We start from the raw sequence: 26,218 nt of genomic DNA, 5'->3' as shown, positions 1-26,218 counted from the left end.
GTCATGCACACACCCGGTTCGAAGCGGCCCGTCCAGGCCATCGTCGCTGCTGCAGTCCTCGCCAGCGCGGTTCTGGCCGCCGTTCCGTCTGCGTCCGCGCAACCGGACGGCACGATGCTCGTCCTCGGCTGGGACAGCCAGAAACTCTTCACCGTCGACGCGGCAGACGCCACGACCACCGAGGTCGGCGCCGGCGATGTGGTCGGCAGCACGGGCATCGAATGGGACGCCGCCACCAACACCCTCTTCGCGATGAGCTACGACCTCGATCCAGACCTGCTCTACACGGTCGATCCCGACACCGGGGCATCGACCGAGGTCGGCTCGCTCGGCATCGACGACCCCACCGGCCTCGCCATCCACCCGGTGACGGGGGTCATGTACATCACCTACGACGGGGATGAGTCCATCCTGGCCACGGTCGACAAGACGACGGCCGCAGTCTCCGACATCGGGCCGACCGAGGATCGCATCGGGGCCATGGCCTTCGACCCCACGGGCACCACGCTGTACGGCCTCAGCTACGGCAGCGATCTGTACGAGATCGACACGACGACCGGCGCGCTGACGCTGCTCTTCAGCGACCTCGCCGATGTCGACGGCGCCTCCGGTCTGGCGTTCGACTGCGAGGGAACGCTCTACTCGGCCCAGTACGACCTGGTGATCATCGACCCGACGACCGGCGACACCACCGTCGTGGACGAACTGGGCCTGGTGTCATCGGACGAGGACTTCGTCGAGGCCATCACCGTGATCTGCGACCAGACGCCGCCCACCACGACGTCGACGACCAGCTCGACGACCAGCTCGACGACGTCGACGACGACCAGCACCACCAGCACGAGCGTGGTGACCGACGCCCAGCCGTCCACGGCGACGCCCGCCGCGCCGACCAAGGCCAGCCCGCAGTACACCGGCTGATCCGGGGCGCCGCCGGATCAGATGGGGAGCCTGTGGCGGGGTTCGCGTAATCTCGCCCGCCGTGCATCTCCTCGCCATCGACGTCGGGAACACCCAGACCGTCATCGGGCTCTACGCGCTCGATGACAAGGCCGTCCCGGCGGGTGAGCGGGCGGCCGACACCGACCTGCTCGACCACTGGCGCATCGCCACCAACGTCGAGCGCACGGCCGACGAGTACGCCCTGCTGTTCCAGGAGTTCTTGGCCTTCCACGGATTCGGCTGGCCACAGGACGTCTCCGGCTTCGCCGTCTGCTCGTCCGTCCCGCGTGTGACCGGCTCGCTCCGCCGCTTCAGCGAGCGGTACCTCGGCCAGGACGCGCTCGTCGTCGAGCCCGGCGTCAAGACCGGCATGCCGATCCTCTACGACAACCCCCGAGAGGTCGGCTCCGACCGCATCGCCGACGCCGTCGCCGCCTGGGATCTCTTCGGCGGTCCGACGATCGTCATCGACTTCGGCACGGCGACCACCTTCGAGGCCATCTCGGCCAAGGGTGAGTACCTCGGCGGCGCCATCTTCCCCGGGATCGACATCAGCCTGGACGCCCTGTTCGGTCGGGCCGCCGCATTGCGCCGGGTCGAGCTCGTCGAACCGGCCAACGTGATCGGCCGTTCGACGGTCGAGTCGATGCAGTCGGGCGCGGTGTACGGCTTCACCGCAGTCGTCGACGGCATGGTCCACCGGTTCGAGGACGAACTCGACGGCGAGTCCACCGTCGTCGCCACCGGCGGCCTGGCCGGCCTGATCGCCCCGCTGTCGGAGACGATTGACCATCACGAGCCATGGCTCACGCTGCACGGGCTCCGACTCATCCACGAGAAGAACGCAGCCCTACCAGTGGACGACGCATGATCTTCGACCCTCCCTACCGCCTCGACGTCGATGCCCGGGTGGCATCGCTGATCGCCGAGTACGCCGGTCTCGAGGACGGCGAAGAAACCGAGCGCGTCGTGACCATCGCCGGTCGCGTCATGCTCCTGCGCGACCAGGGCAAGCTGGCCTTCGCCACCCTCCGCGAGGGCGACGGCTCCGAGATCCAGCTCTTCGCGCTGTCGAAGGTGCTCGACGGGTACGACGAGTTCGTGAAGCTCAACCTCGGCGACTGGGTCGGCGCGACCGGCACCGTGGTCAAGACCCGTCGGGGCGAGCTCTCGGTGAAGATCACGTCGTTCGTCCACCTGGCCGAGGCCCGACGCGGTTTCGGCGACAAGTTCCACGGCATCAACGACACCGACATCCGCTACCGGCAGCGCTACGCCGACCTGTGGGCCAACCCCGAGTCGGCCGTCGTGCTCCGTACCCGGTCGCGGATCATGAGCCTGACCCGACGGTGGCTCGAGGACCGCGAGTTCGTCGAGGTCGAGACGCCCGTGCTCCAGCACGTGGCCAGTGGCGCTGCCGCAACACCGTTCACCACGCACCACAACGCCCTCGACGTCGACCTCAAGCTGCGCATCGCTCCCGAACTGTTCCTCAAGCGCCTCGTCGTCGGGGGTTTCGAGCGGGTGTTCGAGATCGGACGGGTGTTCCGCAACGAGGGCATCTCGACCCGACACAACCCCGAGTTCACGATGCTCGAGCTGTACCAGGCCTATGCCGACTACGCCGACATCATGACCCTGGTCGAGGACCTGGTCGCTCACCTGGCGATCGAGCTCCACGGGACCACCACGCTCACCTACGGCGACCGCGAGCTCGACCTCTCGACGCCGTGGCGACGGGCCTCGATGGTGGAGCTGATCGAGGACTCGATCGGTGTGCGCCTCGACGTGAACCAGCCGATCGACGACGTCCGCAAGGTCGCCGTCGAACACGACGTCGAGATCGAGGAGTCGTGGGGAACGGGCAAGCTGATCCTCGAGATCTACGAGAAGACGACCGAGTCCTCGCTGTGGGGGCCGATCTTCGTGACCGACTACCCCGAGGAGGTCTCGCCCCTCTCGCGATCGCATCGTGAGCTGCCCGGCGTGACCGAGCGTTTCGAGGCCATCGTCGCCGGACGTGAACTCTGCAACGCCTTCTCGGAGCTCACCGACCCCGACGTGCAACGAGCCCGCTTCGAGGACCAGGTCCGCCAGCACGACGCCGGCGACCACGAGGCCATGCCGCTCGACGAGGACTACCTCCGGGCGATGGAGTACGGCCTTCCGCCCACCGGCGGCCTCGGCATCGGCATGGACCGTCTCGTGATGCTGCTCACCGACACGCCGTCGATCCGCGACGTCGTGCTCTTCCCCACCCTGCGCCCCGAGCAGTAGGCCAGGTCACCCGAGGGCATCGGCACGCTCCACCACGTGGAGGCCGAACCGGCCCGCTTCTCGCATCATTGCCGCGCCACCATCGAAGCGGCCAGTGCGCCTGTCACCCCGGCGCGCCGCCAGTCCTTCACGGATGATCGGGTGCCACTGCGAGTCGAACACCTCCAGCGCGTGTTCGCCCGCCTGCTCCTTGGTGATGATCTCACCGGTGGCGATCGTTCGGTACAAGCGGGTCGGTCCGAGCACGAGCCAGGACGTCGTCCAACGCGGACGGAACCGATGCCTCGGAGCCGGGCGTCCGGCGACGTGGGTTCGCGCCAACGGCTCCCAGTAGGCGTGAAGGTTGTCGAGGTTCCATTGTCGTAGGACGTCGCCCTCCGGATCGACACCGAGCGACGACGGGGCTGCCCCTCGCACGGCCACGCCATGGTCCCGTAGGACACGCCACATCACGGGGTTCACGTCGAACCCGCTGCCGCAGTGGCAGGCAAGCCCGACATGGGATCCGATCGGCTGAATTGCCCTCACCGGCTGTCGAAGATCGTCGGCCGCGACGAACACCGTGTTGCAGACACCGGGCACGCTTGGCCGTCCGCGCGCGATGGCCGCCGGGAAGGAGCGAATCGCCGAGCGCCGGTGGACGGTCCTGACCAACTGACAGTCGTCCGAGTCGCGGTGATCCAACACCGCCACCAGGTCAACATCGCTGCGGTCGGGGTGGAACGCATCGAGCGCAGCAGAACCGACGACATAGAGACCGACGACCCGACCGGGAGCGAGCCGATCGAGCAGATCGAGATACTGCCGGGCGCGGCGTTCGGCCAGCGGGTGCATGCTTGCAGTGTTGCCGGGCGCCGAGGTGGCGTGCCGCGTCCTACGCGGCGCCGGCGTCGGGGCCGGCTCGGGCCGGTTGGAGAACGCGGCCGTCCGGCAGGACGAACTGCCAGCCGCCGTCGACCGATTCGGCCGTGAGGTCGCCGGTGTGGATCCGGTGGTGATGCCAGCTGCAGGTCGGGAGGAGGTTGTCCAGGTCCGTCAGCCCGCCCTCGGTCCACCGCTGGTGGTGATGGATCTCGACCTGGCCTGGAGCAGCGTCGCAGTCCGGCACGGCGCACCCGCCGTGCCGGGACAGGAGCGCCCGCCGCTGGGCGGCAGTGGCGATCCGCCTGGCCCGACCCACGTCGAGCGGTTCGCGGTCGGCGCCCAGGATCGTCCGCGAGACGTGTCCGTCGCAGGCCCAGAGATCGCGCAGTCGGAGCGGGATCGCAGACCGCCAAGCGAGGTCGACCTCGGTCCGCCAGGCGAGCGGATCGCCCTCCCCCGTCAGGGTGTCGAGCGTGGTGACGATGGAGAAGAGCGGCTGGCGGCGTGCTGGGTTCTTCGGTGAGACCGCTGCTCGGTCCAACACCTCGCCGAACGCCCGCGCTCGCACGCGTGAGACGGACTCCCCCAGCCGGGGATCGGTCGGATCGGCCTTCCTGGCCTCCTTGTCGCGACGTCGGATCTGCGCCACGACCTCGTCGAGGAGGGCCTTGGTACGGATGGCGAGTTCGCCGCCGAACTCGAAGTCGCCCTTGAGCCGTCCATCGAGCGTGGTGGAGAGACGGAAGGTGTCGTCGCGAGTGTCGGCGGGTTCGGTCCCGTCCGGGTCGACGTGGCGCAACCAGTGCTCGACGACCTGGACGAGCTGGTCGGCCGTGACCTGTCGGGCCACACCGACCAGCGTGTTCTCGTCGCGAGCGAATGCGTCGAGCGTGCGCGGGTTCTGCGCCCTGGTCAGCACGTTCGCATGCGAGCCAGTGATCGAGCCATCGGCGACGGCGGCGTCGGTCGCAGGCATGGAGCGGAGACGGGTCGCGAGCCAGAGCCGTGAGCCGGTGATCGACCGGCGTTGACCGGTGTTCGCCGTCAACCACGCGGCCATGGAACGGCAGCCGTCGAGTGCCGCTGCACCGCGGGCCTCGAGGTCGGAGACGAGGGCACCGATGGTGTGATCGAGCCGCTCGCGCTCCCGCTCCAGCGCGACGAGGTCGACGCGGATGTCCGGCCACGCCACGTCGCCGGACTCGAGGTCACGGGCCATCGCCTGCAACCCATCGATGCAGCGGCGGAGTTCTTCGACGAGTGACCCGAGCACGCAGCTCACCTCCAACAGGAATTCCGTGGGGAAGCGACGATGGTCGGGAGTCGTGTTCGTCCGATGCGAGGTTCTCCGATGCGGACCGCCCGACTCCGAGGGCACTTCCGACCATAGTCCGAACTGGTGTTCGAGTCAACCCCTCCTTTCGTGGCGACCTCGACTCGATCAGCCCGGCGGTCGATCGACCAGCGCCACCAGCTTCTGCGGCGCCAGCACGCAGTAGCTCTCGGTGACGACCTCGGTCACCTCGTCCCAGTCGGTCTCGTCGTCGAGCACCATGCCGACGGCGTTGCGCCCCCACCCCAGGAGGAAGAACGGATGGCCGGTGGCGATCAGTGCGTCACGCTCGTCATCGGGTGAGCGGACGGCGACGATCGTCGTGACCGATCCGTCGCGCTCGCACATGGCGAACACGTGGGCGAAGTTCTTCTTGCGAACCAGCCAGCGGTGGCCGGTCCATGCCGGCTCGTCCCACGCCTCGGGCAGGGCGAGGCAGCGGGCCGCCAACCGGGAGAGGATCTCCTCGTCGACATCGACGTAGTCCGACATCGCCAAGGATCATGGCACCCCTCGCGGGGCGAACTCGACGCTCCAGGCGTCGGGGGCCGACGGCTGTGACGTCGAGTTCAGCCGACGATGACGAGTCGGACGGCGAGATCGTCGTCCGACTCGGGGTGGTCGGTCCGGGTGTGGGCGCCCCGGGTCTCGGTGCGCAGGAGGGCCGCAGTCGCCACTGCGGCGCCGAGCGTGGCCAGGTTGCAGAGTTCGGCCGAGGCGACGTCGGACACGGGCCGGCCGGCCACCTCCACGGCGTCGTCGATGGCCCGCTCCAGCGACTGCTCGTCCCGCAGCACCCCGGCGTCGGCGAACATCATCCGTTGGAATCGGTCGCGCTCGGCGGTGACATCGTCGCCGTCGTCGATGACGTCGACGGTCGAGACCGGGATCGGGTCGATGCGTCGACCGGGGACCCCGTCGGGCACGTCGAGGACGCAGCGCATGGCGCCGGTGGCCTCGGGACCGTCCTTGCCGGAGTCGATCGCCTCGACCACGCGGGGCCCGAACACCATGCCGTCGAGGAGCGAGTTGGACGCAAGACGGTTGGCGCCGTGCACGCCGTTGCAGGCGACCTCGCCCGCCACCCACAGCCCGGGGAGCGACGACGCTCCGTCGAGGTCGGCCACGACACCGCCGCAGCAGTAGTGGGCGGCCGGAGCGACGGGGAGCCAGTCGGTGGCGGGATCGAGACCCACCTTGTCGAGTGCGGTGCGGATCGTGGGGAACCGCTCGTCGAAGCTGTCGAGCACGGTGGCGTCGAGCCAGACGTGCTCGGTCCCGTCTTCCTGGAGCTGCGCGCAGATCGCTCGCGACACGATGTCGCGGGGTTGCAACTCGTCGACGAACCGTTCGCCGCTCGCGCCGCGCAGCAGCGCACCGTGGCCCCGCAGCGCCTCCGACAGCAAGGGGCGAGGCATCGACGCGTGGTGCAGCGCGGTGGGATGGAACTGCACGAACTCCACGTCGGCGACCGCGGCGTCGACGCGCAGCGCCATGGCCATGCCGTCGCCCGTCGCCTCGAGCGGGTTCGTCGTGACCGAGTAGAGCTGCCCTCCCCCGCCGGTCGCCATCAGCACGTTGCGAGCCCGGACCTCGATCTGCTCGCCCTCCTCGTCGAGCGCCCGGACGCCGACACACCGGCCGCCCTCGACGACGAGATCGAGCGCGAAGGTGCGTTCGAGCAGCACGGCAGCCGTCTTCTTCACCGCGTCGACGAGCGCTCGTTCGACCTCGACGCCGGTGGCGGCGCCGCCGGCATGGAGGATCCTGGGGTGGCTGTGCCCACCCTCACGGGCCAGCAGGTACTCACCCCGCTCGTCCTGATCGAACATGGCGCCCATGGCGATGAGTTCGTTGACCCGGGCGGGGCCTTCGTCGACGAGGACCCGGACGGCTTCGAGGTCGCACAGCCCGGCCCCGGCCGTCAGCGTGTCGGCGAGGTGGAGGTCGGTCGAGTCGGGATCGCCGCCCAGGACCGCGGCCACGCCGCCCTGCGCCCAACGGGTCGCCGACTGCTGCAGCTCGCCCTTGGTGAGCACGCCGACCCGCATGCGGTGGACGTCGGCTGCCCGGACAGCGGCCGACAACCCGGCGACCCCTGAGCCGAGGACGAGCAGATCGAGCGTGTCCATGCCCGGCAGTCTGCCGCGCCCGTCAGCTGCGTTGCTTGTCCTCGTACATGTCGGCATCGGCGCGGTCGAGGAGTTCGTCGAGGGTCTCGAGGCTCTCCGGTCGGAACAGCGCCGCGCCGACACTCACACGCAACTCGAACGGCTCGTCGCTGGTCTCGTTGAACCGGCGGGTGGCGCGGCGGAGCTTGTCGATGGCGGGGTCCGGAACGTCGGCGCCCGTGAGGAGCACGGCGAACTCGTCGCCACCGAGACGAGCGATGACATCCGATGCCCGGTAGGTCTCCGCGAGGATCTCTGCGAACTGCGCGAGCGCACGATCGCCGGCGCCGTGCCCGTGACTGTCGTTGATGTCCTTGAGCCCGTCGAGGTCCATGAAGAGCACGATGGCGTGACGGCCGGTACGACGACACACGTCGAGGACCTTGCGACTCACGAACTCGAAGCCCCGACGGTTGGTCAGGCCGGTCAGCTCGTCGATCGTGCCCGCCTGGGTCGCGGCGATCTCGTCCTCGACCACGCCGGCGAGATCGCGCAACGACGCTGCCTCGTCCGCGGTCAGGTCCCGGGGTCGGCTGTCGATGAGACACAGCGTGCCCAGGCGCGATCCACCGGGTCCGTGGATCGGTTGGCCGGCATAGAAGCGGATGGCCGGATCCTCGGTCACCAGCGGGTTGTCGACGAAGCGCTCGTCGGTCATTGCGTCGGCGACGTGCAGCACCTCGTCGCTGTGGAGCGCGTGGCCGCAGAACGAATCCTCACGCGGTGTCTCGGCGATGTCGGTCCCGGACTTGGAGAGGAACCACTGGCGCTCGGCGTCGACCAGGGTCACGAGGGCCACCTCGACGTCGAAGATCCGCCGCGCCAGGCGCGTCACACGATCGAACCGCTCCTCGTGCTCGGAATCGAGCAGCGAGAGCGACACGACCTCTGCCAGGCGGCAGGGTTCGTTGGCGGGGATCGACGGTCTCTGGATGCGCTCATCCTGTCCGCAGAAGATGCGGAACACACCGCGGAGCCAGCAACTAGACACCCGATCATGACCGGAACCTGGGACGGCGACGACTATCAGCGACGATTCGACCGGATCGCGGCTTCTGGGGGCGACGTGCACGGCGAGGCGACGTTCGTCCGCGCCCTCGAGCCGACCTCGGTCCTCGATGCCGGGTGCGGCACCGGGCGGGTCGGCATCGAACTCGCGGAGCACGGGATCGAGGTCGTCGGCGTCGACGTCGACCCGTCAATGCTCGCGACCGCACACGAACGAGGCCCGGACGTCACGTGGATCGAGGCCGATCTGTGTCGGTTCGACCTGGGACGGCACTTCGACGTCGTCGTGATGGCGGGCAACGTCCCGCTGTTCACGCCTCCGGGGGCGCAACCGGACCTCGTGGCGTCGGTGGCACGTCACGTTGCTCTCGGCGGGACACTGGTCGCCGGATTCTCCACCGACTGGGCGGATCGGCCCTACGACGTCGACCAGTACGACGACGCCTGCGGCGCGGCCGGGCTCAGACTCGTCGAGCGCTTCTCGACCTGGGACCGCGCGCCGTGGGCCTCATCGTCCACGTACGCTGTCTCGCTCCATCAGTTGGAGGCGACGCCGCCGGATTCCACCTCGATGTAGCGGTGGGGGGCCGGGCCGTTCTGGGCTTCGGCCAGGAGCTCGGCCGTGACCTCGTCGATCTCGCGGTTGTCGTTGTCGACGTGCACGACACGCGGCTCGTAGCTGGCCAGCTCGGCCTGCTCGTAGTCGGCGTAGCTGATCAGGATCACCTTGTCGCCAGGACTCACCAGGCGTGCGGCGGCGCCGTTCAGACAGATCACACCGGAGCCTCGCGGACCGGCGATCGTGTAGGTCTCGAGCCGCGCGCCGTTGTCGACGTCGACGATGGCGACCTGCTCGAACTCCATGATGTCGGAGGCGTCGAGGAGGTCCTCGTCGACCGTGACCGATCCCACGTAGTGGAGGTTCGCGTCGGTGACGGTGGCGCGGTGGATCTTGGACTTCATCATGCGACGGCGCACGTTGATCAACTCCCTTGGGTGGGCGCCGCAGCTGCGGTCACCCCCACGTTGTCGATGAGACGGGTATGAGCGAATCGCACGGCGATGAGCAGACGCAAATCGCCGTGCAGGGTTTCCGGGACGGTCAGTGTCGCGGCGTCGACGACGGCGCAGTAGTCGAGTTCGCTGACGGTCTCGGGGCCGGTCTGTTCGGCCACGACGGCCGCCATCAGGTCCCGGACGGCGGCCGGGTCGGTCTCGCCGGCGACGATGGCCGCGGCGGCGGTACGGAGCGCCTGGTTGACCACTGGTGCCGCCGCTCGCTGGGCGTCGTCCAGGTACGCATTGCGGCTCGACATCGCCAGACCGTCGGCCTCGCGGACGGTCTCGCAGCCGATCACCGTCACCGGCATCGACAGATCGGCGACCATGCGTCGCACCACGGCGAGTTGCTGGAAGTCCTTCTCGCCGAAGTAGGCCGCGCACGGCCCGACGATCGAGAACAACTTGGCGACCACCGTCGCCACGCCGGCAAAGTGCGTCGGACGACTCGCACCCTCGAAACCCTCGGAGACCCCCGACACCGACACGGTCGTCGCGATGGGGTGGCCGTCGGGGTACATCTCGGAGACCGACGGGACGAACAGCACGTCGACGCCGGCGCTCTCGGCCTGGACGGCGTCGCCCTCCAGGTCGCGTGGGTAGTCGTCGAGGTCCTCGCCGGCGGCGAACTGGAGGGGGTTCACGAACACGGACGACACGACCAGGCCGCACTCCGCTCGTGCGGTGCGCATCAGGGACACGTGGCCGTCGTGCAGGTAGCCCATGGTGGGGACGAAGCCCACCGATCCGCCCGTCGATCGATGTTCGTCGAGGAGTGACCGCAGGTCGTCGATCGTGTGGACGCGCTTCATGCCGTCGCACCGTCCCGAAGCCGTCGGGCAGCGTCGGCCAGGACCGAGTACGCCGCCCGCTCGTCGATCGGGAGCGCTTCCACGTGCCGAGCGACCGTCGCCCAGTCGTCACGCGCCACCGGGCCCGTGAGCGCAGCCTGGGGGCCGACCGCTTCGACGTTGTCGAGCGCACCACGAGCCAGATCGAGATAGGCCTCGAGGGGCACACCGACGGCTGCAGCCACGCGCTCGGCCTGCCCGAGGAGCGCGACCAGGTGGTTCGCGGCGATCGCCGCCGCTGCGTGATAGGCGACGCGGTCGGCATCGGCCACCTCGACCCTGCGGCCGTCGAGCGCGTCGACAACGGCGGCAGTCGTCGCCTCGTCGCCTGCGGTCGCGAACCAGGCACCCCGGAGTCGTTCGGCTCCGAGCGCTGCGTCGGCGAGCGACACCAACGGGTGGACCGACGCGACCCGGTCATGTGGGGCGAGGACGTCGAGGCCGAGCGAGCCGGCCACGTGCATCACCGCCGCGTCGCCGGGAGCGACCTCGGCAGCCAGCGACGCAACGACGTCGTCCGGTACCGCGAGAAGCAGGACGTCGACTCCGGCAGCGGCTCCCGACACGTCATCGGTGCGACCGAGCGGTCCGTCGACCGACCAGCCAGCGGCCGTGAGCGCAGCGGTGAACGCACCGCCGGCACGGCCTGCGCCGATGACGCGCGCGTCGAGAGATTGCACGAGGAAGTCCTTTCCAGATCCGGCCCAGATGGTGCCGGTCCAGGCGTCAGGATAGCGGGCCCAGGTGGTCGACACTCCCGTCGAGGTCCTGGCGCCAGCGCGGTGGCGCGAGCGTCGGATCGAGTTCCGAGAGCGGTTCGAGCACGAACCGCCGCTCACCCATCCGCGGGTGGGGCACCTGGAGATCCGGCTCGTCGACGGTGACCCCGTCGATCCACAGGATGTCGACGTCGAGGGTGCGCGGACCCCACCGGACGTCACGGACCCGGCCGGCTGCCGACTCGATGCGGTGGCAGATCCCCAGCAACTCGTGCGGGTCGAGGTCGGTGTCGATCTCGACCACCAGGTTGAGGTAGCGACCCTGTTCGGGACCCCCCACCGGGTCGGTCTCGTAGACGTCCGACACCGCGACGACACGCGGCAGCGAGGCGATCGCGGCGCGGAGGTGCGCTCGGCGGTCACCCAGGTTGGAGCCGAGGCCGAGGAACGCCCTCGTCACGACCGGGAGCGGCGGAGCCGCACGGCGGTCGATGCCACGTCGAGTGGGATCGGCGGTCGGAGTTTCCGGACCGTGACCGTCACCGCGGTCGCCGCGGGATCGACGCCGAGGGCGGCGTCGGCGGCCACGGCGGCGACCCGTTCGAGCAAGGCGTGTTCGACCGACAGCACGGCTGTGGCGACGGCCAGCGAGACCTCGCCGTAGTCGATGGTGTCGGCGACGTCGTCGGACGCGGCCGCAGCTGCCAGATCGGCCTCGATGTCCAGGTCCAACTCGAGTGGCTGCGCCGATGCCCGCTCGTCGTCACCGACGCCGACGTGGCACACCAGACGCAGACCGCAGATCTCGATGTGGTCGGTCATCCGTCGGCGGTGTCGGCCGCGTCGTCGGACGCCGCGCCGTCGTCATCGTCGGTGGGCTCGGGGGCCACCGGCGGCCGGAGCACGTCGGGGCCGGGAATCTTGGCGACGAGCGCCACGAGGCTGCGGGCCGGCGAGCCGAGCTGACGGTGCAGCAGCTGCTCGATGATCGAGATCGCCTGCGGCGGCCCGGGCACCAGTTCGTTCCACAGGATGTACGCCGCCATCAGGCCACAGACCCGATCGCTGAGCTCGTCCTGATGGAGCACGACCTTGCCGCCGTCGACCAACAGTTGCCGCAGCTCGGGGAACAGGCGGACCAGGAATGCCTCCTGGTCGTCGCTCCGGGAGAACGGTCGGTGGCGCCAGGGCACGCCCAGTTCGTCGTAGTTGTGGAGATTGTGGCTCGACTCGACGAGCGAGATGACGCTCGTGAACCCCTGCTCACGCAGCCAGATGATCTCCTCCTGGCGACGGACCTTGCGGTGGTTGGTCCCGTAGCCGCCCGGCCGCTCGCACACCGCGAGACGGTCCTGGATGATCCAGGTGAAATGCCGCGGGGTGATCCCTGCCGCCCATTTGCCTCGCATCGCCATCAGCTCGAACTCCTCGTGGACCCACCGACGGGTGTGGCCAGGGCACGGACGGTGGCGGCGACGTCGTGAACCCGGATCATGTCGGCTCCCATCGTGGCAGCCCACAGGGCCGTGGTGACAGAACCCTCGAGCCGGTCGCCCGGCGGCGCCGGGTCGGCGGCCCCGTCAGCGTCGGCCATGGCGGCACCGAGGAAGCCCTTCCGGCTCGTCCCGACGGCCACGGGGATCCCCGTCGCGACCAGGCGGTCGAGATGGGCGAGGAGCGACCAGTTGTGGTCGAACGTCTTGCCGAACCCGATGCCCGGGTCGATCCAACACTCCTCGACCCCGAGCGAACGGGCGCGAGCCTCGGCCGCGACGAGCGATGCCCGGACCTCCTCGACCACGTCGCCGTAGTGAGGGGCGTCCTGCATCGTTCCCGGCACGCCCTGCATGTGCATGGCCACCCATCCGGCTCCGGTCTCGGCCGCCACCTCGTCGAGCGACGCGGTGACGTCGTTGATGATCGAGGCGCCGGCATCCACGGCGGCGCGAGCGACGTCGGCGTGTCGGGTGTCGATCGAGATCCGCCGTCCAGCGGCACGCACGGAGTCCGCGAGCCCCTCGATCACGGGGAGGACGCGGGACAGTTCCTCGTACACGGGCACGGGAGCGGCTCCCGGTCGCGTCGACTCGCCGCCGACGTCGATCACATCGGCTCCGTCGGCCAGCATCTCGTCGCCGCGTTGCACTGCCGATGCGGCGTCGAACCATTCCCCGCCATCGGAGAAGGAGTCGGGCGTGACGTTCAGAACGCCCATGACCAGGGGAGACATCGGGTGCCATCGTAGTCTTTCGGCCGTTGCGACTTTCCGACTCTCTCACTCCATCTGATGCTGTCTCCGTACGCGGCTTGGCATTGCGAGAGGCCGCGTGAGTATCGTCCCGGGCGCTCGGTGGCGACACGAAGTCCGGTGAGATCCCGGCACTGTCCCGCAACGGTGATTCCCGAGGGCTTCGGCCCAGAGGTGAGTCCGGTCGAAGTCGACACCGAACGAACCACACAAACCCTCGAGGCAGGGGTTGGTTCGGCCGGCATCCCGTCGATCGAGCAGCCGTCTCGACGACAGGAGGTCCCGACCGAACATGAAGTCCACCACCCGAATCGCACTGCTGACGTTCGTCGCCGTGCTCGCACTGCTCGCAGCCGCGTGCGGCAACGACAAGGGCGAGGTCGCGTCGAGCGGCGGACCCGCCGCCGCCGGCAACGACGGTGCCGACAGCGAAGACGAGTCCACCTTCCCCGTGACCGTCAGCGTCGCCGACGTCGAGACGACGATCGAGGCCGAGCCCAGCGCCATCGTCTCGCTGTCGCCCACCGGCACCGAGATGCTCTTCGCCATCGGCGCAGGCGACCAGGTCGTCGCCGCCGACGACTACTCCGACTACCCCGCCGAAGCACCCACGACCGACATGTCGGCCTACGAGCCCAACGTCGAGGCGATCATCTCCTACGAGCCCGACCTCGTCGTCCTCTCCGGCGATCGCAATGACGTCAGCGCGGCACTCGCCGACGTGGGCGTGCCGGTCCTGGTCCTTCCGTCGGCGCTGACCTTCGACGACACCTACACCCAGATCGAGGTCCTCGGCGCGGCCACCGGCCACGTCGGCGATGCCGCAGAACTGGTGTCCTCGATGCAGACCGAGATCGACGAACTCGTGGCCCAGGTGCCCGACCGCGACGCCCCGCTCACCTACTTCCACGAGCTCGACGACACGCTCTTCTCGGTGACCTCGCAGACCTTCATCGGCGAGGTGTACGCCCTCGCCGGTCTCGAGAACGTCGCCGACGCTGCGGATCCCGACGGCGAGAACGGCGGCTACCCGCAGGTCTCGGCCGAGTTCCTCGTCGACGCCGACCCCGACCTCTTCTTCCTCGCCGACACCAAGTGCTGCGGCCAGACGGCAGAGACGGTCGCCGCACGTGGTGGGTTCGACGGCCTGTCTGCGGTCCAGAACGGCAACGTCGTGGAACTCGATGACGACATCGCCTCCCGCTGGGGCCCGCGCATCGTCGACTTCCTCCGTACCATCGTCGAGGCCACGGCCGAGGTCGAGGTGCCGGCGAACGCCGGCTGACTCGTCCGCTGACGAGAGCAGGATCGATTCCGTGAGCACCGCGACCGACGGCCCGGAGACACACCCCGGCCCGTCGGTCGCGCGCCCACATCCCGATCCGGCGTCCGACGTCATCGACATCCCCGACGCCACCCGCCTCACCGTCGGTTGGCTCGCCGCCGGCGTGGGGGCGATCGTCATCGCGCTGGTCGTGGGGATCTCGGTCGGGCCCGTCAGCGTCCCGCTCCACCGATCGGTCCTCGAACTGCTCGACCATCTCCCGCTGATCGACGTCGACTCCGGCCTCTCGCCGACCGAGCGGGCGATCGTGTGGGACATCCGCACACCCCGTGTCGTGCTCGGCCTCCTGGTCGGCGGCCTCCTGGCCGGATCCGGCGCCGGCTACCAGGGCGTGTTCCGCAATCCGCTCGCCGATCCCTACCTCCTCGGCATCGCCGCCGGCGCAGGGCTGGGAGCGACCCTCGCCATCGTGACCGGACTGGGCGATGGCGTCGGCATCCTCGACCCCATCCCGGTTGCCGCATTCGCCGGAGCCCTGCTCGCCGTCGGCGCCGCCGCCGCCCTCAGTGTCCGCCGCAACGGCACCACGTCGCCGGCGACGCTGATCCTCGCCGGCGTCGCCGTGGCCGCGTTCTTCACCGCTCTGCAGACCTACGTCCAACAGAAGAACGCCGACACCCTCCGCCAGGTCTACGCGTGGATCCTCGGCCGCCTGTCGACGTCGGGCTGGGACGAGGTACTCGTGGTCCTCCCGTACGCCATCGTGTGCGGTGGGGTCCTCGTGTTCATGGTCGGCGCGCTCGACGTGCTGGCCGTCGGCGACGAGGAGGCCGAGTCCCTCGGAATCCGCCCTCGCCGCATCCGCGCCACGGTCCTGGTGGCTGCGTCGCTGGCCACCGCCGCGGCCGTCGCCGTGAGCGGACTCATCGGATTCGTCGGCCTGATCGTCCCCCACGGGATCCGGCTGCTGGCCGGCGTGAGCAACCGCCGGGTGATCCCGTTGTCGCTGCTCTTCGGCGCGGCCTTCCTCGCCCTCGCCGACGTCGCCGCCCGCACCATCCAGTCGCCGGCCGAACTGCCGATCGGCGTGGTCACCGCATTCGTCGGGGCGCCGTTCTTCCTCGGCATCCTCCGATCGCAGAGCATGACATGACGGACTCGACGGCGATCTCGTGGAACGGCGTGACGGTCGCGCTCGGCGGCAACGACGTCGTGCACGGCCTCACCCTCGACGTCCCCACCGGCACGTGGATGTCGCTCATCGGCCCCAACGGCGCCGGCAAGACCACCCTGGTCCGGACGCTGTCCGGAGCGGTCGCCCATCGGGGCACGATCCGTCTCGGCCGGCGCGACGTGCACGACCTCAGCATCCGCGACCGGGCGCGTTCCGTCGCCGTGGTCCCCCAGCATCCAGTCATCCCGCCCGGTATGCGGGTGTTCGACTACGTCGTCCTCGGACGCGCGGCGCACCAGGGGCTCCGTTGCTCCCCGTCGATTCTCGACCGCCGACGCACCGTCGCCGTGCTGCAGCGCCTCGATCTCGAGTCGTTCCGCGACCGCAGGGTCGACACCCTCTCGGGCGGCGAGCGTCAGCGAGTGGTCTTGGCACGGGCCATCGTCCAGGACACGCCGCTCCTCGTCCTCGACGAACCCACCGCGGCGCTCGACGTCGGGCACCAACTCGACGTCCTCGAACTCGTGGCCGACCTGCGGACCGAACGAGAGCTGACGGTCGTCACCACCGTCCACGACCTGAGCGTCGCCGGACAGTTCGCCGACGTGGTCGCGGTGATGGCCGACGGACGACTCGTCGCCAGTGGCGCCCCGGCCGACGTCCTCACCCCGGAGACCATCGGTGCCCACTGGGGCGTCGATGCCAGCACCGCCGTCGCCGACGACGGCACCGTCACCGTCACCGTCCGCCGTCGCCGCGAACCCCGCCTCACTCCCGAGGCCCGATCCCGAACGGAACAGCGCAGCTCATGAGCCCCATCGGCCCGTCCACGTCTCGCGACACTCCCACCGACGCTCCCCCGACCGAGCACCAGGACCCGCCGGAGCTCCGCCGCGCCGACTCGTTGGTGCTCGTCAACACCGGCAACGGCAAGGGCAAGTCGACTGCGGCCTTCGGCACGATGATCCGCGCCGTCGCCCGCGGCTGGCCGGTCACCGTCGTGCAGTTCATCAAGTCGGGCAAGTGGAACGTCGGCGAGGAGAAGGTCGCCCGCGAGCTGGGTGTCGAGTGGTTCGCCCTGGGCGAAGGGTTCACGTGGCTCAGCGAGGACCTCACCCGCGACCAGGCCGTCGCCCAGGAGGCATGGCGCCACGCTGCATCGTTGCTCGAGAGCGGCGCCTCGCGACTCGTCGTGCTCGACGAGATCACCTACCCGATCAACTGGGGTTGGATCGACGAGGCCGAGGTCGTTCGGGCCATCACCGAGCGATCGCCGAAGGTCAACGTGATGTGCACCGGTCGCGACGCACCTGATGCCCTGCTCGACATCGCCGACACGGCGACCGAGATGCGGGTCATCAAGCACGCGTACCAGTCGGGTATCCGAGCGATGAAGGGCCTCGACTACTGAGCGGCGCCGTTCTCGTCTGCGGTTCGGCAAGCGGCGTCGGCAAGTCGACCGTCGTCGCCGGGCTCTGCCGCCTCTACCGCCGTGGCGGTGCGTCGGTCGCGCCCTTCAAGGCCCAGAACATGTCGAACCACGCGGCGGTCACGGCCGACGGCGGCGAGGTCGGCCGGGCCCAGGCGATGCAAGCACTGGCCGCCGGGGTCGACGTCGAGACGGCGATGAACCCGATCCTCCTCAAGCCCTCCGGCGAGCGGACGAGCCACGTCGTCGTGAACGGCCGCGAGATCGACACCACCGACGCCGAGGGATGGGGCGACCGGACGACGGCACTCCGATCGGTCGTCGTCGAGGCGTTCGACTCACTGCGGGAACGGTTCGACGTGGTGGTCGCCGAGGGCGCCGGCGGCGCCGCCGAGATCAACCTCCTCGACCGCGATCTCGTGAACCTACCCCTCGCCGCCGCGACCGGCACGCCGGTGCTCCTGGTCGTCGACATCGACCGCGGCGGCGCCTTCGCCGCGGCGCACGGGACGATCGATCTCGTTCCCGACCACCTGCGTGCCACGATCGGCGGCATCGTGTTCAACCGCTTCCGGGGCGACCCCTCGCTCCTCGACCCCGGCATCCGCGATCTCGAGGCGAGGACCGGCGTTCCCGTGCTCGGCGTGCTCCCCCACCTGGGTGACCGACCGCTGCTCGGTGTCGAGGACTCCCTCGACGTCTCCGGAGCGGTGACGGCCACCCGGTCCCTCGACCCGATCCGCATCGCCGCCGTCCGCTTCCCCCACCTCGCCAACCCGTCAGACTTCGACCCCCTGATCGTCGAGGCCGACGTCGACTTCTGGTGGGCGGACCGCGGCTCGGACCTCAACGGTGCCGACGTGGTCATCCTTCCCGGGAGCCGGGCCACCGTGCGCGATCTCGACTGGATGTTCGACCGCGGGTTCGAGGACCGCATCCTCGCTCCCGTCGGCGACCTCGTCGGGATCTGTGCAGGCCAGCAGATGCTGGGTGACACCATCGTCGACCACCACGAGTCGCGTCTCGGGACGGCGATCGGTTTCGGCGTCACGCCGCTCGTCACCGAGTTCGGCGCCGACAAGGTGGTCCGACGGCGCAGCGGCACCAGCGACGGCCGAACGGTCCACGGGTACCAGATCCACGCCGGACGCACCCCGAGCGTCGGCACGCCGTGGGTCCACTTCGGTGACGAGCACGGGGACGAGGCCGATGGCTTCGTCCACCCCGACGGGCGCGTCCGGACGACCTCGCTGCACGGGATCTTCGACGACGACGACTTCCGAACGGCCTTCCTCACCGACGTCGCCCGTCGGTACGGGCGCACCTACGACCCCGCGCCCCGCCCATTCGCCGAGGAGATGACCCGGCAGCACGACCGTCTCGCCGACTGGATCGACGAGTTCGTCGACGTCGGGGCGATCACCGCCATGGCCCGGACCGCTGCGCCGGCCGGACGGGGGCCAGGATGGTGATCGACGCCCCGTGGGAGCCGACAACCGCCGCGGTGGTCGAGTCGACAGCCGAGGACACCCGCCACGCGCTGGTGTGGTCGTTCCCCGAGACGGTCATGGCCATCTCCTCGGCACCGGTCGGAGGCGGGACGGCAGCCATCGACTGGGCGCTCAACGTCGGGGTGACCGAGGGCTACGCACGAACCGACCTCGGCGCCCACGTACGCGAAGTCTCCTCCCACCTCGGCCTCGACGGGACAGGCGCGGCGATGCTCACCGCCGCCGACGTCCGTCGGGTCGTTCGTGGCACGGACGAGGGCGTCGTCGTCGACGCCACGGTCGGCGTCACCAAGCCGACGTGGGCGGCCGACGCCGACGGCACCCACGCTCGACGAGACGGCGACCGGTGGGTTCCCGGCACCATCAACATCCTCGTGCAGGTGCCGGTGGCCCTGTCACCTGCCGCTGCAGTCAACGCCGTCATGACCGCGACCGAAGCCAAGTCGCAGGCGCTGATCGAGGCCGGCGTCCCCGGGACGGGCACCGCATCCGACGCGGTGCTGATCTGTTGGCCGCCGACGCTGCCGGTCCAGGAGTTCGGTGGACCGCGGTCGCCCTGGGGAGCACGCATCGCCCGAGCGACGCACGCCGCCATGGTCGAGGGACTGCGGGTGCATCCATGATCACCCTCGTGCTCGGCGGCACTCGGTCCGGGAAGTCGGCCTTCGCCGAGCGACTCGCATCGGCGGCCGAGGCGACGGTCACCTACGTGGCGACCGCTCGCGTCGCTCCCGACGACCCTGCCCACGCCGCCCGCGTCGAGGCACACCGCGTCCGCCGTCCCGTCGACTGGCACACCATCGAGTGCCCCGACGCCGGCACCCTCCCCCAGGTCCTGCGCGACGTCGCGGGAACCGTCCTCCTGGACTCGATCGGCACCTGGGTCAGCGGCCACCCCGACCTCGATGCCGACCCCACCGAACTCGTCGACGCCCTGGTCGCTCGACGTGGCGACACCATCGTGGTGTCCGAGGAGGTCGGCCTCGCCCTCCACGCCCCGACCGAGGCCGGTCGGCGCTTCACCGACACCGTCGGCATCGTCAACCAGGCGATCTCGGCGGTGGCCGAACGTGCGGTGCTCGTCGTCGCCGGCCGCGCCCTCGAACTCCCCCCGCCGACATGTTGAGCGCGCTCGGCTTCCTCACCGTCGTCCCCGGAACGCACCGGCCGGACGAGCGGACGTTGCGCTGGTTCCCCGTCGTCGGAGCCTTGCTCGGCGCCATCCTGGCCGCCGTCTGGATCGGCGCGTCCGCCGTCTTCTCGCCCGCCGTCGCCGCGATCCTCGTCATCGCCGCCGACCTCGTGCTGACGGGCATGCTCCACGTGGACGGATTGGCCGACAGCGCCGACGGACTGCTCCCCCACCTCGAACGCGAACGCCGCCTCGAGGTGATGCGGACGCCCGACGTGGGAGCGTTCGCCCTCGCCATCGTCCCGGTCGTGATGCTGGCCCGATGGGTGGCGCTGGCCGGCGACTTGATCGACCCCGAAGCGCTCATCGCCGTGTGGGCGGCAAGTCGGACGTCCATGGCCGTGATCCCGGTGCTCGTGCCCTACGCCCGACCCGCCGGCCTTGCATCGCCGTTCCTGGCCGGGGCTCGTCACTGGCACGCCCTGTGGCTCGTTCCTGTGGGAGTCCTGCTCGTTATCTGCCACCAGACCACGGGTCTCATCGCCTTGGCGGTCGGCATCGCCTCGGTCGTCATGGTGGTCGTGAGCGCGCGACGTCGCCTCGGTGGGTTCACCGGCGACGTGCTCGGCGCCGCCGCAGTGATCATGGAGACGGCGATGCTGCTCGTCCTCACCGCACGATGAGCCTGACCACGCGTGCCGCCGCGACCGCGCTGGGCCTCGTGGCGTCGCGACAGATCCCCCGCCTCAGCGACGAGGTCCATCCCGTCGCCCGCTTCGGATCCACGATGACGACGATCGAGTCGCAACTCTGGCGCGACGATCGGGGCGCCGGCGTTGTGTACGCCCTCGCCGGTGCGGCGATCGCGGCGGCCACGGGCCGGGCCAGCCACTCGACAACGGCGACGGTCGCGATCTGCGCCAGCGGCGCCCAGCTCCGCTCGACCGGCGCCGAGATCGCGCGGTTGCTCGAGGAGCACGACACGTCCGGTGCCCGGGCCGCACTCCCGGCACTCGTCGGCCGTGATCCGTCGACACTCGACGATTCGGGGATTGCCGCAGCGGTGATCGAGTCGTTGGCCGAGAACAGCGTCGACGCGGTGTTCGGGCCGGCCTTCTGGGGACTCGTCGCCGGCGCTCCTGGCGCGGCCGTGCATCGTGCGCTCGACACCATGGATTCGATGGTGGGCCGCCGCAACCTCCGCTACGAGAACTTCGGTTGGGCCGCGGCGCGAGCCGACGACATCTCGAACCTGGTGCCGGCGAGGGTCTTCGCGCTCGCCGTCGCTGCCACCGTCCCGCATCGACGCGACCAGGTGCTCGCGGCGGTTCGTCGTGATGCCGGTGCACATCCGTCACCAAACGCCGGGGTGGCCGAGGCCGCGATGGCCGGCGCTCTCGGAGTCGAGCTCGGTGGCCCGCTGCGCTACGGCGACGACGTCGAGGACCGACCGACACTCGGGATCGGGCCACGACCGACAGCGCTCGACGTCCGACGCGCCATCGACATCGCACGACGCACCGAAGACCTGCTGATCGCGCTCCTGGCCGGCATCGCGGTCGTCTCGTTCGTCCGGAGACGACGATGAGCCTCCTCCCTCCGGGAGCACACGGCGGCGACGCCCACCGTCTGGCCCACCTCCTCGGTCGGGATCCTCGCGACATCCTCGACCTGTCGGCGTCGTTGAACCCTGTCGCTCCCGACTCCACGTCCGTCCTCACCGATGCGCTCGACGAACTCGACCGCTATCCCGACGACACCGTCGCCACCCGATCACTCGCGCAGGCCATGGGTGTCGATCCCGAACGCCTCGTACTGACCAACGGCGGGGCCGAAGCCATCGCCCTCGTCGCCCGACGCCAGCCCGCCGGTTGGGCCGACGAGATGGAGTTCGGTCTCTACCGCCGCCACCTCGCGACGCTCGACCCCGACGGGCCCCGTTGGCGGTCGGACCCCCACAACCCGACCGGCCGACTGCTCGACGACAGCGACCGCGACGCGTCGGTCCGCGACGAGGCCTTCTTCCTACTGGCCACCGGCGAGTGGACCCGCGGTGACGACGAAACGACAGTGGTCGGCTCGCTCACCAAGGCGTGGGCCCTTCCGGGCCTCCGGATCGGCTACGTCCTCGCCGTCGACGAGGACGAGGCCACAGCCATACGGCGACTACGGCCCCGGTGGTCGGTCAACGGGCTCGTCTGCGCCGCGCTGCCCGCACTGCTCGAATCGGCAGAGCCGATCCGGTGGCGCGACGGGATCGCGACCCTGCGAGACCAACTCGTCGAAGTCCTGCGTGGCCACGACATCGAACCGGAGCCCTCGGACGTGAACTACGTCTGGGTTCCGCACGCCCCCGGCCTCCGAGAACGCCTGCTCACCGAGCGCATCGTCCTGCGTGACGGTGCGAGCTTCGGCCATCCCGACGCCGTACGCATCGCCGTTCCCGATGCCGACGGACTCGAACGCCTCGCCCGCGCCCTCGACCGCGTTCCGCCCATCACCTGAGGAGCCTCCATGCCCGAGATCCCCGAGATCCCCGAGACGTCACTCGACGACCTCATCGCACGCGTCACCCCTGGCGCCGACGATCCCGCGTACGTCACCGCGATGGACGAAGCGGCAGCGCGATGGGACACCCGCGCCAAGCCTCCCGGTTCGCTGGGTCGACTCGAGGCACTCGCGACGCGGGTCGCAGCGATCACGGGCACCTGCCCGCCGGCGGTGCCCCAGGAGCCTGGTGTGGTGGTCTTCGCCGGCGATCATGGCGTGGTCGCCGACGGAGCGAGTGCCTGGCCGAGCGAGGTCACGGGCCTCATGGTCGAGGCCATGGCCGGTGGCGCAGCGGCGATCAACGCGTTCGCCGCCACGGTGGGAGCGAGCGTCAGCCTCGTCGACGTCGGCGTCGCGACCGACCTGTCGCACCTCGACGTCGTGGTCGACGCCAAGGTGCGGGCGGGAACGGCGAGCTTCGCCTCCGGGCCGGCGATGTCGCGGGACGAAGCGTTGACGGCCATCGGTGTCGGTGCCGCGGCAGCCCGGGTGACGATCGAGGACGGCGGCGACCTGCTGGTCGGTGGCGACATGGGCATCGGCAACACCACGCCGTCCGCCGCGCTCATCGCCCACTTCACCGGGCAACCCGTTCGAGTCACTCGTCGGTCCAGGAGCAGGCAGCGACGAGTCGGGGATGGCACGCAAGCAGGCGATCATCGAGGGTGCCCTCGCACGGATCTCCGCCGACGCCGACCCGATCGACGTCCTCGCCGCGGTCGGCGGACTCGAGATCGCTGCCCTCGTCGGGTTCTACCTCGGCGCCGCGGCCGCCCGGATCCCCGTGATCGTCGACGGAGTCATCGCCTGCGCTGCGCTCTGCGTGGCCGACGCACTCGCTCCGGGCACGTCATCGCGGGTCATCGCCGGCCACCGGTCGACCGAACCCGCCGCCTCCGTAGCCCTCGACCACCTGGGCCTCGACCCGGTGCTCGACCTCGATCTCCGTCTGGGCGAGGGCACCGGCGCCTGCCTCGCCGTCCCCATGGTGCAGGCGGCGTGCCGCGCACTGCGCGACATGGCCGACCTGCCGGGCTAGCTGACGCCGATGAAGCGCATCGCCTCGTAGCGGGTGGCGGCGTTGGTGCGGAAGAGTCCGCGGACCGCCGACGTGATGGTGCTCGAACCCGGCTTGCGGACGCCGCGCATCGACATGCAGAGGTGCTCGGCCTCGACGACGACCAACACGCCCTTGGGTTCGAGGACCCGGTCGAGCGCATCGGCGATCTGCACCGTGAGGCGCTCCTGCACCTGCGGACGCTTGGCGTAGACATCGGCCAGGCGGGCGAGCTTGGAGAGCCCGGTGATGCGACCGTTGTCGTTCGGGATGTACGCGATGTGCGCGGAGCCGATGAACGGGATCAGGTGGTGTTCGCACGCCGAGTAGATCGGGATGTCTCGGACCATGACCATCTCGTCGTGGTCGGCCTCGAACGTCGTCTTGAGGTGCCGGTCGGGCGTGTCGTGGAGACCGGCGAAGATCTCGGCGTACATGCGGGCGACTCGGGCCGGGGTGTCGAGGAGGCCGTCACGCGCGGGGTCCTCGCCGACGGCAGCGAGGATCTCGCGTACGGCGGCTTCGATGCGCGGCTGGTCGATCTCGGGCGCGAGCGTCGGGCGCTCGTCTTCGGGAGCGGTCATGTGCCGGACGTTCCCGGACGCAGGCGTGACCAGCGACGCGAGCGCGGTTGCTTTGCCGGCTCGGGAGCAGGCCGGGGTTCGGGTTCGGTCCGCTCTGACGCAACGACGGCGGGGACGTCGGACTCGACGGCCGGTGCCGGGAGGTCAGGAGCTTCTTCGGCGTCGAGCGCCGACGGGTCGGGGTCGACCCACGTCTCGATGTCGCCGAAGATGCGATCGAGTTCGGTGTCGTCGAGCGTCTCCTTGTCGAGCATCTCGGTCGCCAGCTTGTCGAGCGTCGACCGGTAGGCCGTCAGGATCGCCTCGGCCCGGTCGTGGGCGTTGCTGATGAGGGTGCGGATCTCGTGATCGATGGTCGCGGCCACCGTCTCGGAGTAGTTGGCCTCGTGGCCGTAGTCCTTGCCGAGGAACACCTCGCCCTGCTTCGCTCCCAGAGCGAGCGGGCCGACGTTGTCGCTCATGCCGTACGCGGTGACCATGGCCCGAGCGATCTCGGTGGCCTTCTCGATGTCGTCGGCGGCGCCGGTCGTGATCTCACCGAACACGACCTCTTCGGCCGTACGGCCGCCGAGCAGCATGGCGAGGCGGTCGACGAGTTCGGACTTGGTGTGGGTGTATCGGTCCTCGATCGGCAGGGCCAGCGTCCAACCGAGGGCTCGGCCCCGGGCGACGATCGAGACCTTGTGGATCGGGTCGCAGTGCTCGAGCACGTGGCCGACGAGCGCGTGTCCGCCCTCGTGGTACGCCGTGACCTTGCGTTCCTTCTCGGACATGACCCGGGTCTTGCGTTCGGGTCCTGCGAGGACACGGTCGATCGACGACTCGACGATCGCCATGTCGATGGTCTGCACCGAGTTGCGGGCAGCGAGGAGCGCTGCCTCGTTCATGAGGTTGGCGAGGTCGGCGCCGGTGAAGCCAGGCGTCCGGCGGGCGATGACCGAGTTGTCGACGTCGTCGTCGAGCGGCTTGCCCTTCGAGTGCACGTCGAGGATCGCCTTGCGGCCCTCGAGATCGGGACGGTCGACCACGATCTGACGGTCGAAACGGCCCGGCCGCAGGAGCGCCGGGTCGAGGATGTCGGGGCGGTTGGTGGCCGCGATCAGGATGACGCCGGTCTGGGCCTCGAAGCCATCCATCTCGACGAGCATCTGGTTGAGCGTCTGCTCCCGCTCGTCGTGGCCGCCGCCCATGCCGGCACCGCGATGACGGCCGACGGCGTCGATCTCGTCGATGAAGATGATGGCGGGCGCCTGGGCCTTGGCCTGTTCGAACAGGTCGCGGACGCGGGAGGCGCCGACGCCGACGAACATCTCGACGAAGTCCGAGCCGGAGATCGAGAAGAAGGGCGCACCGGCTTCACCGGCGACCGCACGGGCGAGGAGGGTCTTGCCGGTACCCGGAGGGCCGACCAACAGGACACCGCGCGGGATCTTGGCGCCGATGGCGTGGAACTTGGCCGGGTCCTTGAGGAAGTCCTTGATCTCGCGGAGTTCCTCGACCGCCTCGTCGGCGCCGGCGACGTCGTCGAAGGTGACCTGGGGCTGGTCCTTGTTGAACTGCTTCGCCTTGGCCTTGCCGAACTGCATGACGCGGCTGCCGCCACCCTGCATGGCGTTGATCACGAACAGGAACAGGCCGAAGAGGATCAGGAGCGGGAGGAGGCTGAACAGCAGCGAGACCCAGATCGACTCCTGCTGCTGGTCGGTCTCGATGTCGATGGACGGACGGGCCTCGGAGAGCTCGGTCGTGAGCTCGTCGGCGAACTCGGCCGGGTACGAGATCTTGTACTTCGTGCCGTCCTCGAGCTCGCCGGTGACCTCGTGACTGCGGTCCTTGATGGTGGCGGTCTCGACTTCACCGTCGGCCACCGCCTCGCGGAATGCGTTCAGGTCGAGATCCTCGACGTCGGGACCCTGGCGCAGGAACGACCCGCCGACGAGAACGGCGGCGACGATGAGGGCGATCCAGAGGAATGTGGAGCGGCGGAAGCGTTTCATGGGAATCCGGAGATGTTACCGGGACCG

29 protein-coding genes and 1 pseudogene are annotated in these 26,218 nt (G+C 69.8%); 16 read left to right on the top strand and 14 right to left on the bottom strand.

The features are described from left to right. Positions 1 to 3: 3 nt before the first annotated feature. The 3 genes from AB8619_RS02145 (at position 4) to lysS (ending at position 3,219) form a co-directional block, all read left to right on the top strand. Complete coding sequence (locus AB8619_RS02145; RefSeq protein ID WP_436794812.1) at positions 4 to 921, top strand: hypothetical protein; 918 nt, start codon at positions 4 to 6, stop codon at positions 919 to 921. Positions 922 to 982: 61 nt separating this feature from the next. Then, on the top strand, positions 983 to 1,813 hold the full coding sequence (locus AB8619_RS02140; RefSeq protein WP_436794811.1) for a type III pantothenate kinase: 831 nt from the start codon (positions 983 to 985) through the stop codon (positions 1,811 to 1,813). Further along, entirely contained in the window at positions 1,810 to 3,219 is a 1,410-nt protein-coding gene (gene lysS, locus AB8619_RS02135) for a lysine--tRNA ligase (RefSeq protein WP_436794810.1), read from the top strand. Before AB8619_RS02140 ends, lysS begins: the two co-directional genes overlap by 4 nt. Positions 3,220 to 3,225: 6 nt before the next feature. On the opposite strand, the gene AB8619_RS02130 is transcribed toward lysS, so the two are convergent. The 5 genes from AB8619_RS02130 to AB8619_RS02110 form a co-directional block, all read right to left on the bottom strand. After that, on the bottom strand, positions 3,226 to 4,053 hold the full coding sequence (locus tag AB8619_RS02130; protein WP_436794809.1) for an aminoglycoside adenylyltransferase domain-containing protein: 828 nt from the start codon (positions 4,051 to 4,053) through the stop codon (positions 3,226 to 3,228). A gap of 40 nt (positions 4,054 to 4,093) precedes the next feature. Then, a complete protein-coding gene (locus tag AB8619_RS02125) occupies positions 4,094 to 5,356 on the bottom strand; it encodes a DUF222 domain-containing protein (protein WP_436794808.1) in 1,263 nt (420 codons plus the stop codon). Positions 5,357 to 5,524: 168 nt separating this feature from the next. Beyond that, positions 5,525 to 5,908, bottom strand: coding sequence for an MmcQ/YjbR family DNA-binding protein (locus tag AB8619_RS02120; protein ID WP_436794807.1), 384 nt, complete (start codon positions 5,906 to 5,908; stop codon positions 5,525 to 5,527). A gap of 77 nt (positions 5,909 to 5,985) precedes the next feature. Further along, positions 5,986 to 7,548 (bottom strand): L-aspartate oxidase, encoded by a 1,563-nt coding sequence (gene nadB, locus AB8619_RS02115; protein WP_436794806.1) that lies wholly within the window; start codon positions 7,546 to 7,548, stop codon positions 5,986 to 5,988. A 22-nt stretch (positions 7,549 to 7,570) separates the two neighbouring features. Continuing rightward, complete coding sequence (locus tag AB8619_RS02110; RefSeq protein ID WP_436796337.1) at positions 7,571 to 8,521, bottom strand: diguanylate cyclase domain-containing protein; 951 nt, start codon at positions 8,519 to 8,521, stop codon at positions 7,571 to 7,573. Between the two features lie 63 nt (positions 8,522 to 8,584). Here AB8619_RS02110 and AB8619_RS02105 point away from each other — a divergent pair, with 63 nt between their 5' ends. Next, on the top strand, positions 8,585 to 9,172 hold the full coding sequence (locus AB8619_RS02105; RefSeq protein ID WP_436794805.1) for a class I SAM-dependent DNA methyltransferase: 588 nt from the start codon (positions 8,585 to 8,587) through the stop codon (positions 9,170 to 9,172). Here the strand turns inward: AB8619_RS02105 and panD are convergent. The 7 genes from panD to folP are packed head-to-tail and all read right to left on the bottom strand — an operon-like array spanning position 9,133 to position 13,454. Beyond that, a complete protein-coding gene (gene panD, locus AB8619_RS02100; RefSeq protein ID WP_436794804.1) occupies positions 9,133 to 9,573 on the bottom strand; it encodes an aspartate 1-decarboxylase in 441 nt (146 codons plus the stop codon). The genes AB8619_RS02105 and panD overlap by 40 nt on opposite strands. A 5-nt stretch (positions 9,574 to 9,578) precedes the next feature. After that, positions 9,579 to 10,466: a pantoate--beta-alanine ligase gene (gene panC / locus AB8619_RS02095; protein ID WP_436794803.1), complete on the bottom strand. Its 888-nt coding sequence runs from the start codon at positions 10,464 to 10,466 to the stop codon at positions 9,579 to 9,581. Next, on the bottom strand, positions 10,463 to 11,185 hold the full coding sequence (locus AB8619_RS02090; protein WP_436794802.1) for a DUF2520 domain-containing protein: 723 nt from the start codon (positions 11,183 to 11,185) through the stop codon (positions 10,463 to 10,465). Before AB8619_RS02090 ends, panC begins: the two co-directional genes overlap by 4 nt. 46 nt (positions 11,186 to 11,231) lie before the next feature. Next, positions 11,232 to 11,684 (bottom strand): 2-amino-4-hydroxy-6-hydroxymethyldihydropteridine diphosphokinase, encoded by a 453-nt coding sequence (gene folK, locus AB8619_RS02085; RefSeq protein ID WP_436794801.1) that lies wholly within the window; start codon positions 11,682 to 11,684, stop codon positions 11,232 to 11,234. Further along, on the bottom strand, positions 11,681 to 12,046 hold the full coding sequence (folB, locus tag AB8619_RS02080; protein WP_436794800.1) for a dihydroneopterin aldolase: 366 nt from the start codon (positions 12,044 to 12,046) through the stop codon (positions 11,681 to 11,683). Before folB ends, folK begins: the two co-directional genes overlap by 4 nt. After that, positions 12,043 to 12,633 carry a hypothetical protein gene (locus AB8619_RS02075; protein ID WP_436794799.1) on the bottom strand — a complete coding sequence of 197 codons (591 nt, stop codon included), beginning with the start codon at positions 12,631 to 12,633 and terminating at the stop codon, positions 12,043 to 12,045. The genes folB and AB8619_RS02075 overlap by 4 nt, the downstream gene beginning before the upstream one ends. 5 nt (positions 12,634 to 12,638) lie before the next feature. Further along, positions 12,639 to 13,454, bottom strand: coding sequence for a dihydropteroate synthase (folP, locus tag AB8619_RS02070; protein ID WP_436794798.1), 816 nt, complete (start codon positions 13,452 to 13,454; stop codon positions 12,639 to 12,641). A 310-nt stretch (positions 13,455 to 13,764) separates the two neighbouring features. Between folP and AB8619_RS02065 the strand changes: the two genes are divergently transcribed. From AB8619_RS02065 to AB8619_RS02010, 12 genes and pseudogenes are all read left to right on the top strand, one after another. Next, a complete protein-coding gene (locus tag AB8619_RS02065) occupies positions 13,765 to 14,757 on the top strand; it encodes an ABC transporter substrate-binding protein (protein ID WP_436794797.1) in 993 nt (330 codons plus the stop codon). 118 nt (positions 14,758 to 14,875) lie between these two features. Then, entirely contained in the window at positions 14,876 to 15,910 is a 1,035-nt protein-coding gene (locus tag AB8619_RS02060) for a FecCD family ABC transporter permease (RefSeq protein ID WP_436796336.1), read from the top strand. Then, positions 15,907 to 16,743 (top strand): ABC transporter ATP-binding protein, encoded by an 837-nt coding sequence (locus AB8619_RS02055; protein ID WP_436794796.1) that lies wholly within the window; start codon positions 15,907 to 15,909, stop codon positions 16,741 to 16,743. Before AB8619_RS02060 ends, AB8619_RS02055 begins: the two co-directional genes overlap by 4 nt. Continuing rightward, positions 16,740 to 17,342, top strand: a complete 603-nt coding sequence (gene cobO / locus AB8619_RS02050) for a cob(I)yrinic acid a,c-diamide adenosyltransferase (protein WP_436794795.1) — start codon at positions 16,740 to 16,742, stop codon at positions 17,340 to 17,342. The genes AB8619_RS02055 and cobO overlap by 4 nt, the downstream gene beginning before the upstream one ends. Beyond that, positions 17,339 to 18,832 carry a cobyric acid synthase gene (locus tag AB8619_RS02045; protein ID WP_436796335.1) on the top strand — a complete coding sequence of 498 codons (1,494 nt, stop codon included), beginning with the start codon at positions 17,339 to 17,341 and terminating at the stop codon, positions 18,830 to 18,832. The genes cobO and AB8619_RS02045 overlap by 4 nt, the downstream gene beginning before the upstream one ends. Continuing rightward, entirely contained in the window at positions 18,826 to 19,494 is a 669-nt protein-coding gene (locus tag AB8619_RS02040; RefSeq protein ID WP_436794794.1) for an adenosylcobinamide amidohydrolase, read from the top strand. Before AB8619_RS02045 ends, AB8619_RS02040 begins: the two co-directional genes overlap by 7 nt. After that, entirely contained in the window at positions 19,491 to 19,997 is a 507-nt protein-coding gene (locus AB8619_RS02035; RefSeq protein ID WP_436794793.1) for a bifunctional adenosylcobinamide kinase/adenosylcobinamide-phosphate guanylyltransferase, read from the top strand. Before AB8619_RS02040 ends, AB8619_RS02035 begins: the two co-directional genes overlap by 4 nt. After that, entirely contained in the window at positions 19,991 to 20,686 is a 696-nt protein-coding gene (locus tag AB8619_RS02030) for an adenosylcobinamide-GDP ribazoletransferase (protein WP_436794792.1), read from the top strand. The genes AB8619_RS02035 and AB8619_RS02030 overlap by 7 nt, the downstream gene beginning before the upstream one ends. Beyond that, positions 20,683 to 21,591 (top strand): CobD/CbiB family cobalamin biosynthesis protein, encoded by a 909-nt coding sequence (locus AB8619_RS02025; RefSeq protein ID WP_436794791.1) that lies wholly within the window; start codon positions 20,683 to 20,685, stop codon positions 21,589 to 21,591. The genes AB8619_RS02030 and AB8619_RS02025 overlap by 4 nt, the downstream gene beginning before the upstream one ends. Then, positions 21,588 to 22,508 (top strand): aminotransferase class I/II-fold pyridoxal phosphate-dependent enzyme, encoded by a 921-nt coding sequence (locus AB8619_RS02020; protein ID WP_436794790.1) that lies wholly within the window; start codon positions 21,588 to 21,590, stop codon positions 22,506 to 22,508. Before AB8619_RS02025 ends, AB8619_RS02020 begins: the two co-directional genes overlap by 4 nt. Before the next feature lie 9 nt (positions 22,509 to 22,517). Further along, positions 22,518 to 23,090, top strand: a pseudogene (locus AB8619_RS02015) (nicotinate-nucleotide--dimethylbenzimidazole phosphoribosyltransferase); the annotation flags it as partial. Between the two features lie 100 nt (positions 23,091 to 23,190). Then, positions 23,191 to 23,592 (top strand): nicotinate-nucleotide--dimethylbenzimidazole phosphoribosyltransferase, encoded by a 402-nt coding sequence (locus tag AB8619_RS02010; RefSeq protein WP_436794789.1) that lies wholly within the window; start codon positions 23,191 to 23,193, stop codon positions 23,590 to 23,592. Here the strand turns inward: AB8619_RS02010 and folE are convergent. Beyond that, positions 23,589 to 24,194 carry a GTP cyclohydrolase I FolE gene (gene folE, locus AB8619_RS02005; protein ID WP_436794788.1) on the bottom strand — a complete coding sequence of 202 codons (606 nt, stop codon included), beginning with the start codon at positions 24,192 to 24,194 and terminating at the stop codon, positions 23,589 to 23,591. The genes AB8619_RS02010 and folE overlap by 4 nt on opposite strands. Continuing rightward, entirely contained in the window at positions 24,191 to 26,191 is a 2,001-nt protein-coding gene (gene ftsH / locus AB8619_RS02000) for an ATP-dependent zinc metalloprotease FtsH (protein WP_436794787.1), read from the bottom strand. The genes folE and ftsH overlap by 4 nt, the downstream gene beginning before the upstream one ends. Between the last annotated feature and the right edge of the window lie 27 nt (positions 26,192 to 26,218).

The organism is Actinospongiicola halichondriae, from assembly GCF_049103745.1.
Classification (GTDB): domain Bacteria; phylum Actinomycetota; class Acidimicrobiia; order Acidimicrobiales; family Salinilacustritrichaceae; genus Salinilacustrithrix; species Salinilacustrithrix halichondriae.
This window is presented reverse-complemented; position numbering and strand designations above follow the sequence as displayed.

Coding starts and splice junctions, on each gene's coding strand:
- AB8619_RS02145 (WP_436794812.1), top strand. CDS start 4: ATGCACACACCCGGTTCGAAGCGGCCCGTCCAGGCCATCGTCGCTGCT.
- lysS (WP_436794810.1), top strand. CDS start 1,810: ATGATCTTCGACCCTCCCTACCGCCTCGACGTCGATGCCCGGGTGGCA.
- AB8619_RS02130 (WP_436794809.1), bottom strand. CDS start 4,053: ATGCACCCGCTGGCCGAACGCCGCGCCCGGCAGTATCTCGATCTGCTC.
- AB8619_RS02120 (WP_436794807.1), bottom strand. CDS start 5,908: ATGTCGGACTACGTCGATGTCGACGAGGAGATCCTCTCCCGGTTGGCG.
- nadB (WP_436794806.1), bottom strand. CDS start 7,548: ATGGACACGCTCGATCTGCTCGTCCTCGGCTCAGGGGTCGCCGGGTTG.
- AB8619_RS02105 (WP_436794805.1), top strand. CDS start 8,585: ATGACCGGAACCTGGGACGGCGACGACTATCAGCGACGATTCGACCGG.
- panC (WP_436794803.1), bottom strand. CDS start 10,466: ATGAAGCGCGTCCACACGATCGACGACCTGCGGTCACTCCTCGACGAA.
- folB (WP_436794800.1), bottom strand. CDS start 12,046: ATGACCGACCACATCGAGATCTGCGGTCTGCGTCTGGTGTGCCACGTC.
- AB8619_RS02075 (WP_436794799.1), bottom strand. CDS start 12,633: ATGCGAGGCAAATGGGCGGCAGGGATCACCCCGCGGCATTTCACCTGG.
- folP (WP_436794798.1), bottom strand. CDS start 13,454: ATGTCTCCCCTGGTCATGGGCGTTCTGAACGTCACGCCCGACTCCTTC.
- AB8619_RS02065 (WP_436794797.1), top strand. CDS start 13,765: ATGAAGTCCACCACCCGAATCGCACTGCTGACGTTCGTCGCCGTGCTC.
- AB8619_RS02055 (WP_436794796.1), top strand. CDS start 15,907: ATGACGGACTCGACGGCGATCTCGTGGAACGGCGTGACGGTCGCGCTC.
- cobO (WP_436794795.1), top strand. CDS start 16,740: ATGAGCCCCATCGGCCCGTCCACGTCTCGCGACACTCCCACCGACGCT.
- AB8619_RS02040 (WP_436794794.1), top strand. CDS start 18,826: ATGGTGATCGACGCCCCGTGGGAGCCGACAACCGCCGCGGTGGTCGAG.
- AB8619_RS02035 (WP_436794793.1), top strand. CDS start 19,491: ATGATCACCCTCGTGCTCGGCGGCACTCGGTCCGGGAAGTCGGCCTTC.
- AB8619_RS02030 (WP_436794792.1), top strand. CDS start 19,991: ATGTTGAGCGCGCTCGGCTTCCTCACCGTCGTCCCCGGAACGCACCGG.
- AB8619_RS02025 (WP_436794791.1), top strand. CDS start 20,683: ATGAGCCTGACCACGCGTGCCGCCGCGACCGCGCTGGGCCTCGTGGCG.
- AB8619_RS02020 (WP_436794790.1), top strand. CDS start 21,588: ATGAGCCTCCTCCCTCCGGGAGCACACGGCGGCGACGCCCACCGTCTG.
- AB8619_RS02010 (WP_436794789.1), top strand. CDS start 23,191: ATGGCACGCAAGCAGGCGATCATCGAGGGTGCCCTCGCACGGATCTCC.
- folE (WP_436794788.1), bottom strand. CDS start 24,194: ATGACCGCTCCCGAAGACGAGCGCCCGACGCTCGCGCCCGAGATCGAC.
- ftsH (WP_436794787.1), bottom strand. CDS start 26,191: ATGAAACGCTTCCGCCGCTCCACATTCCTCTGGATCGCCCTCATCGTC.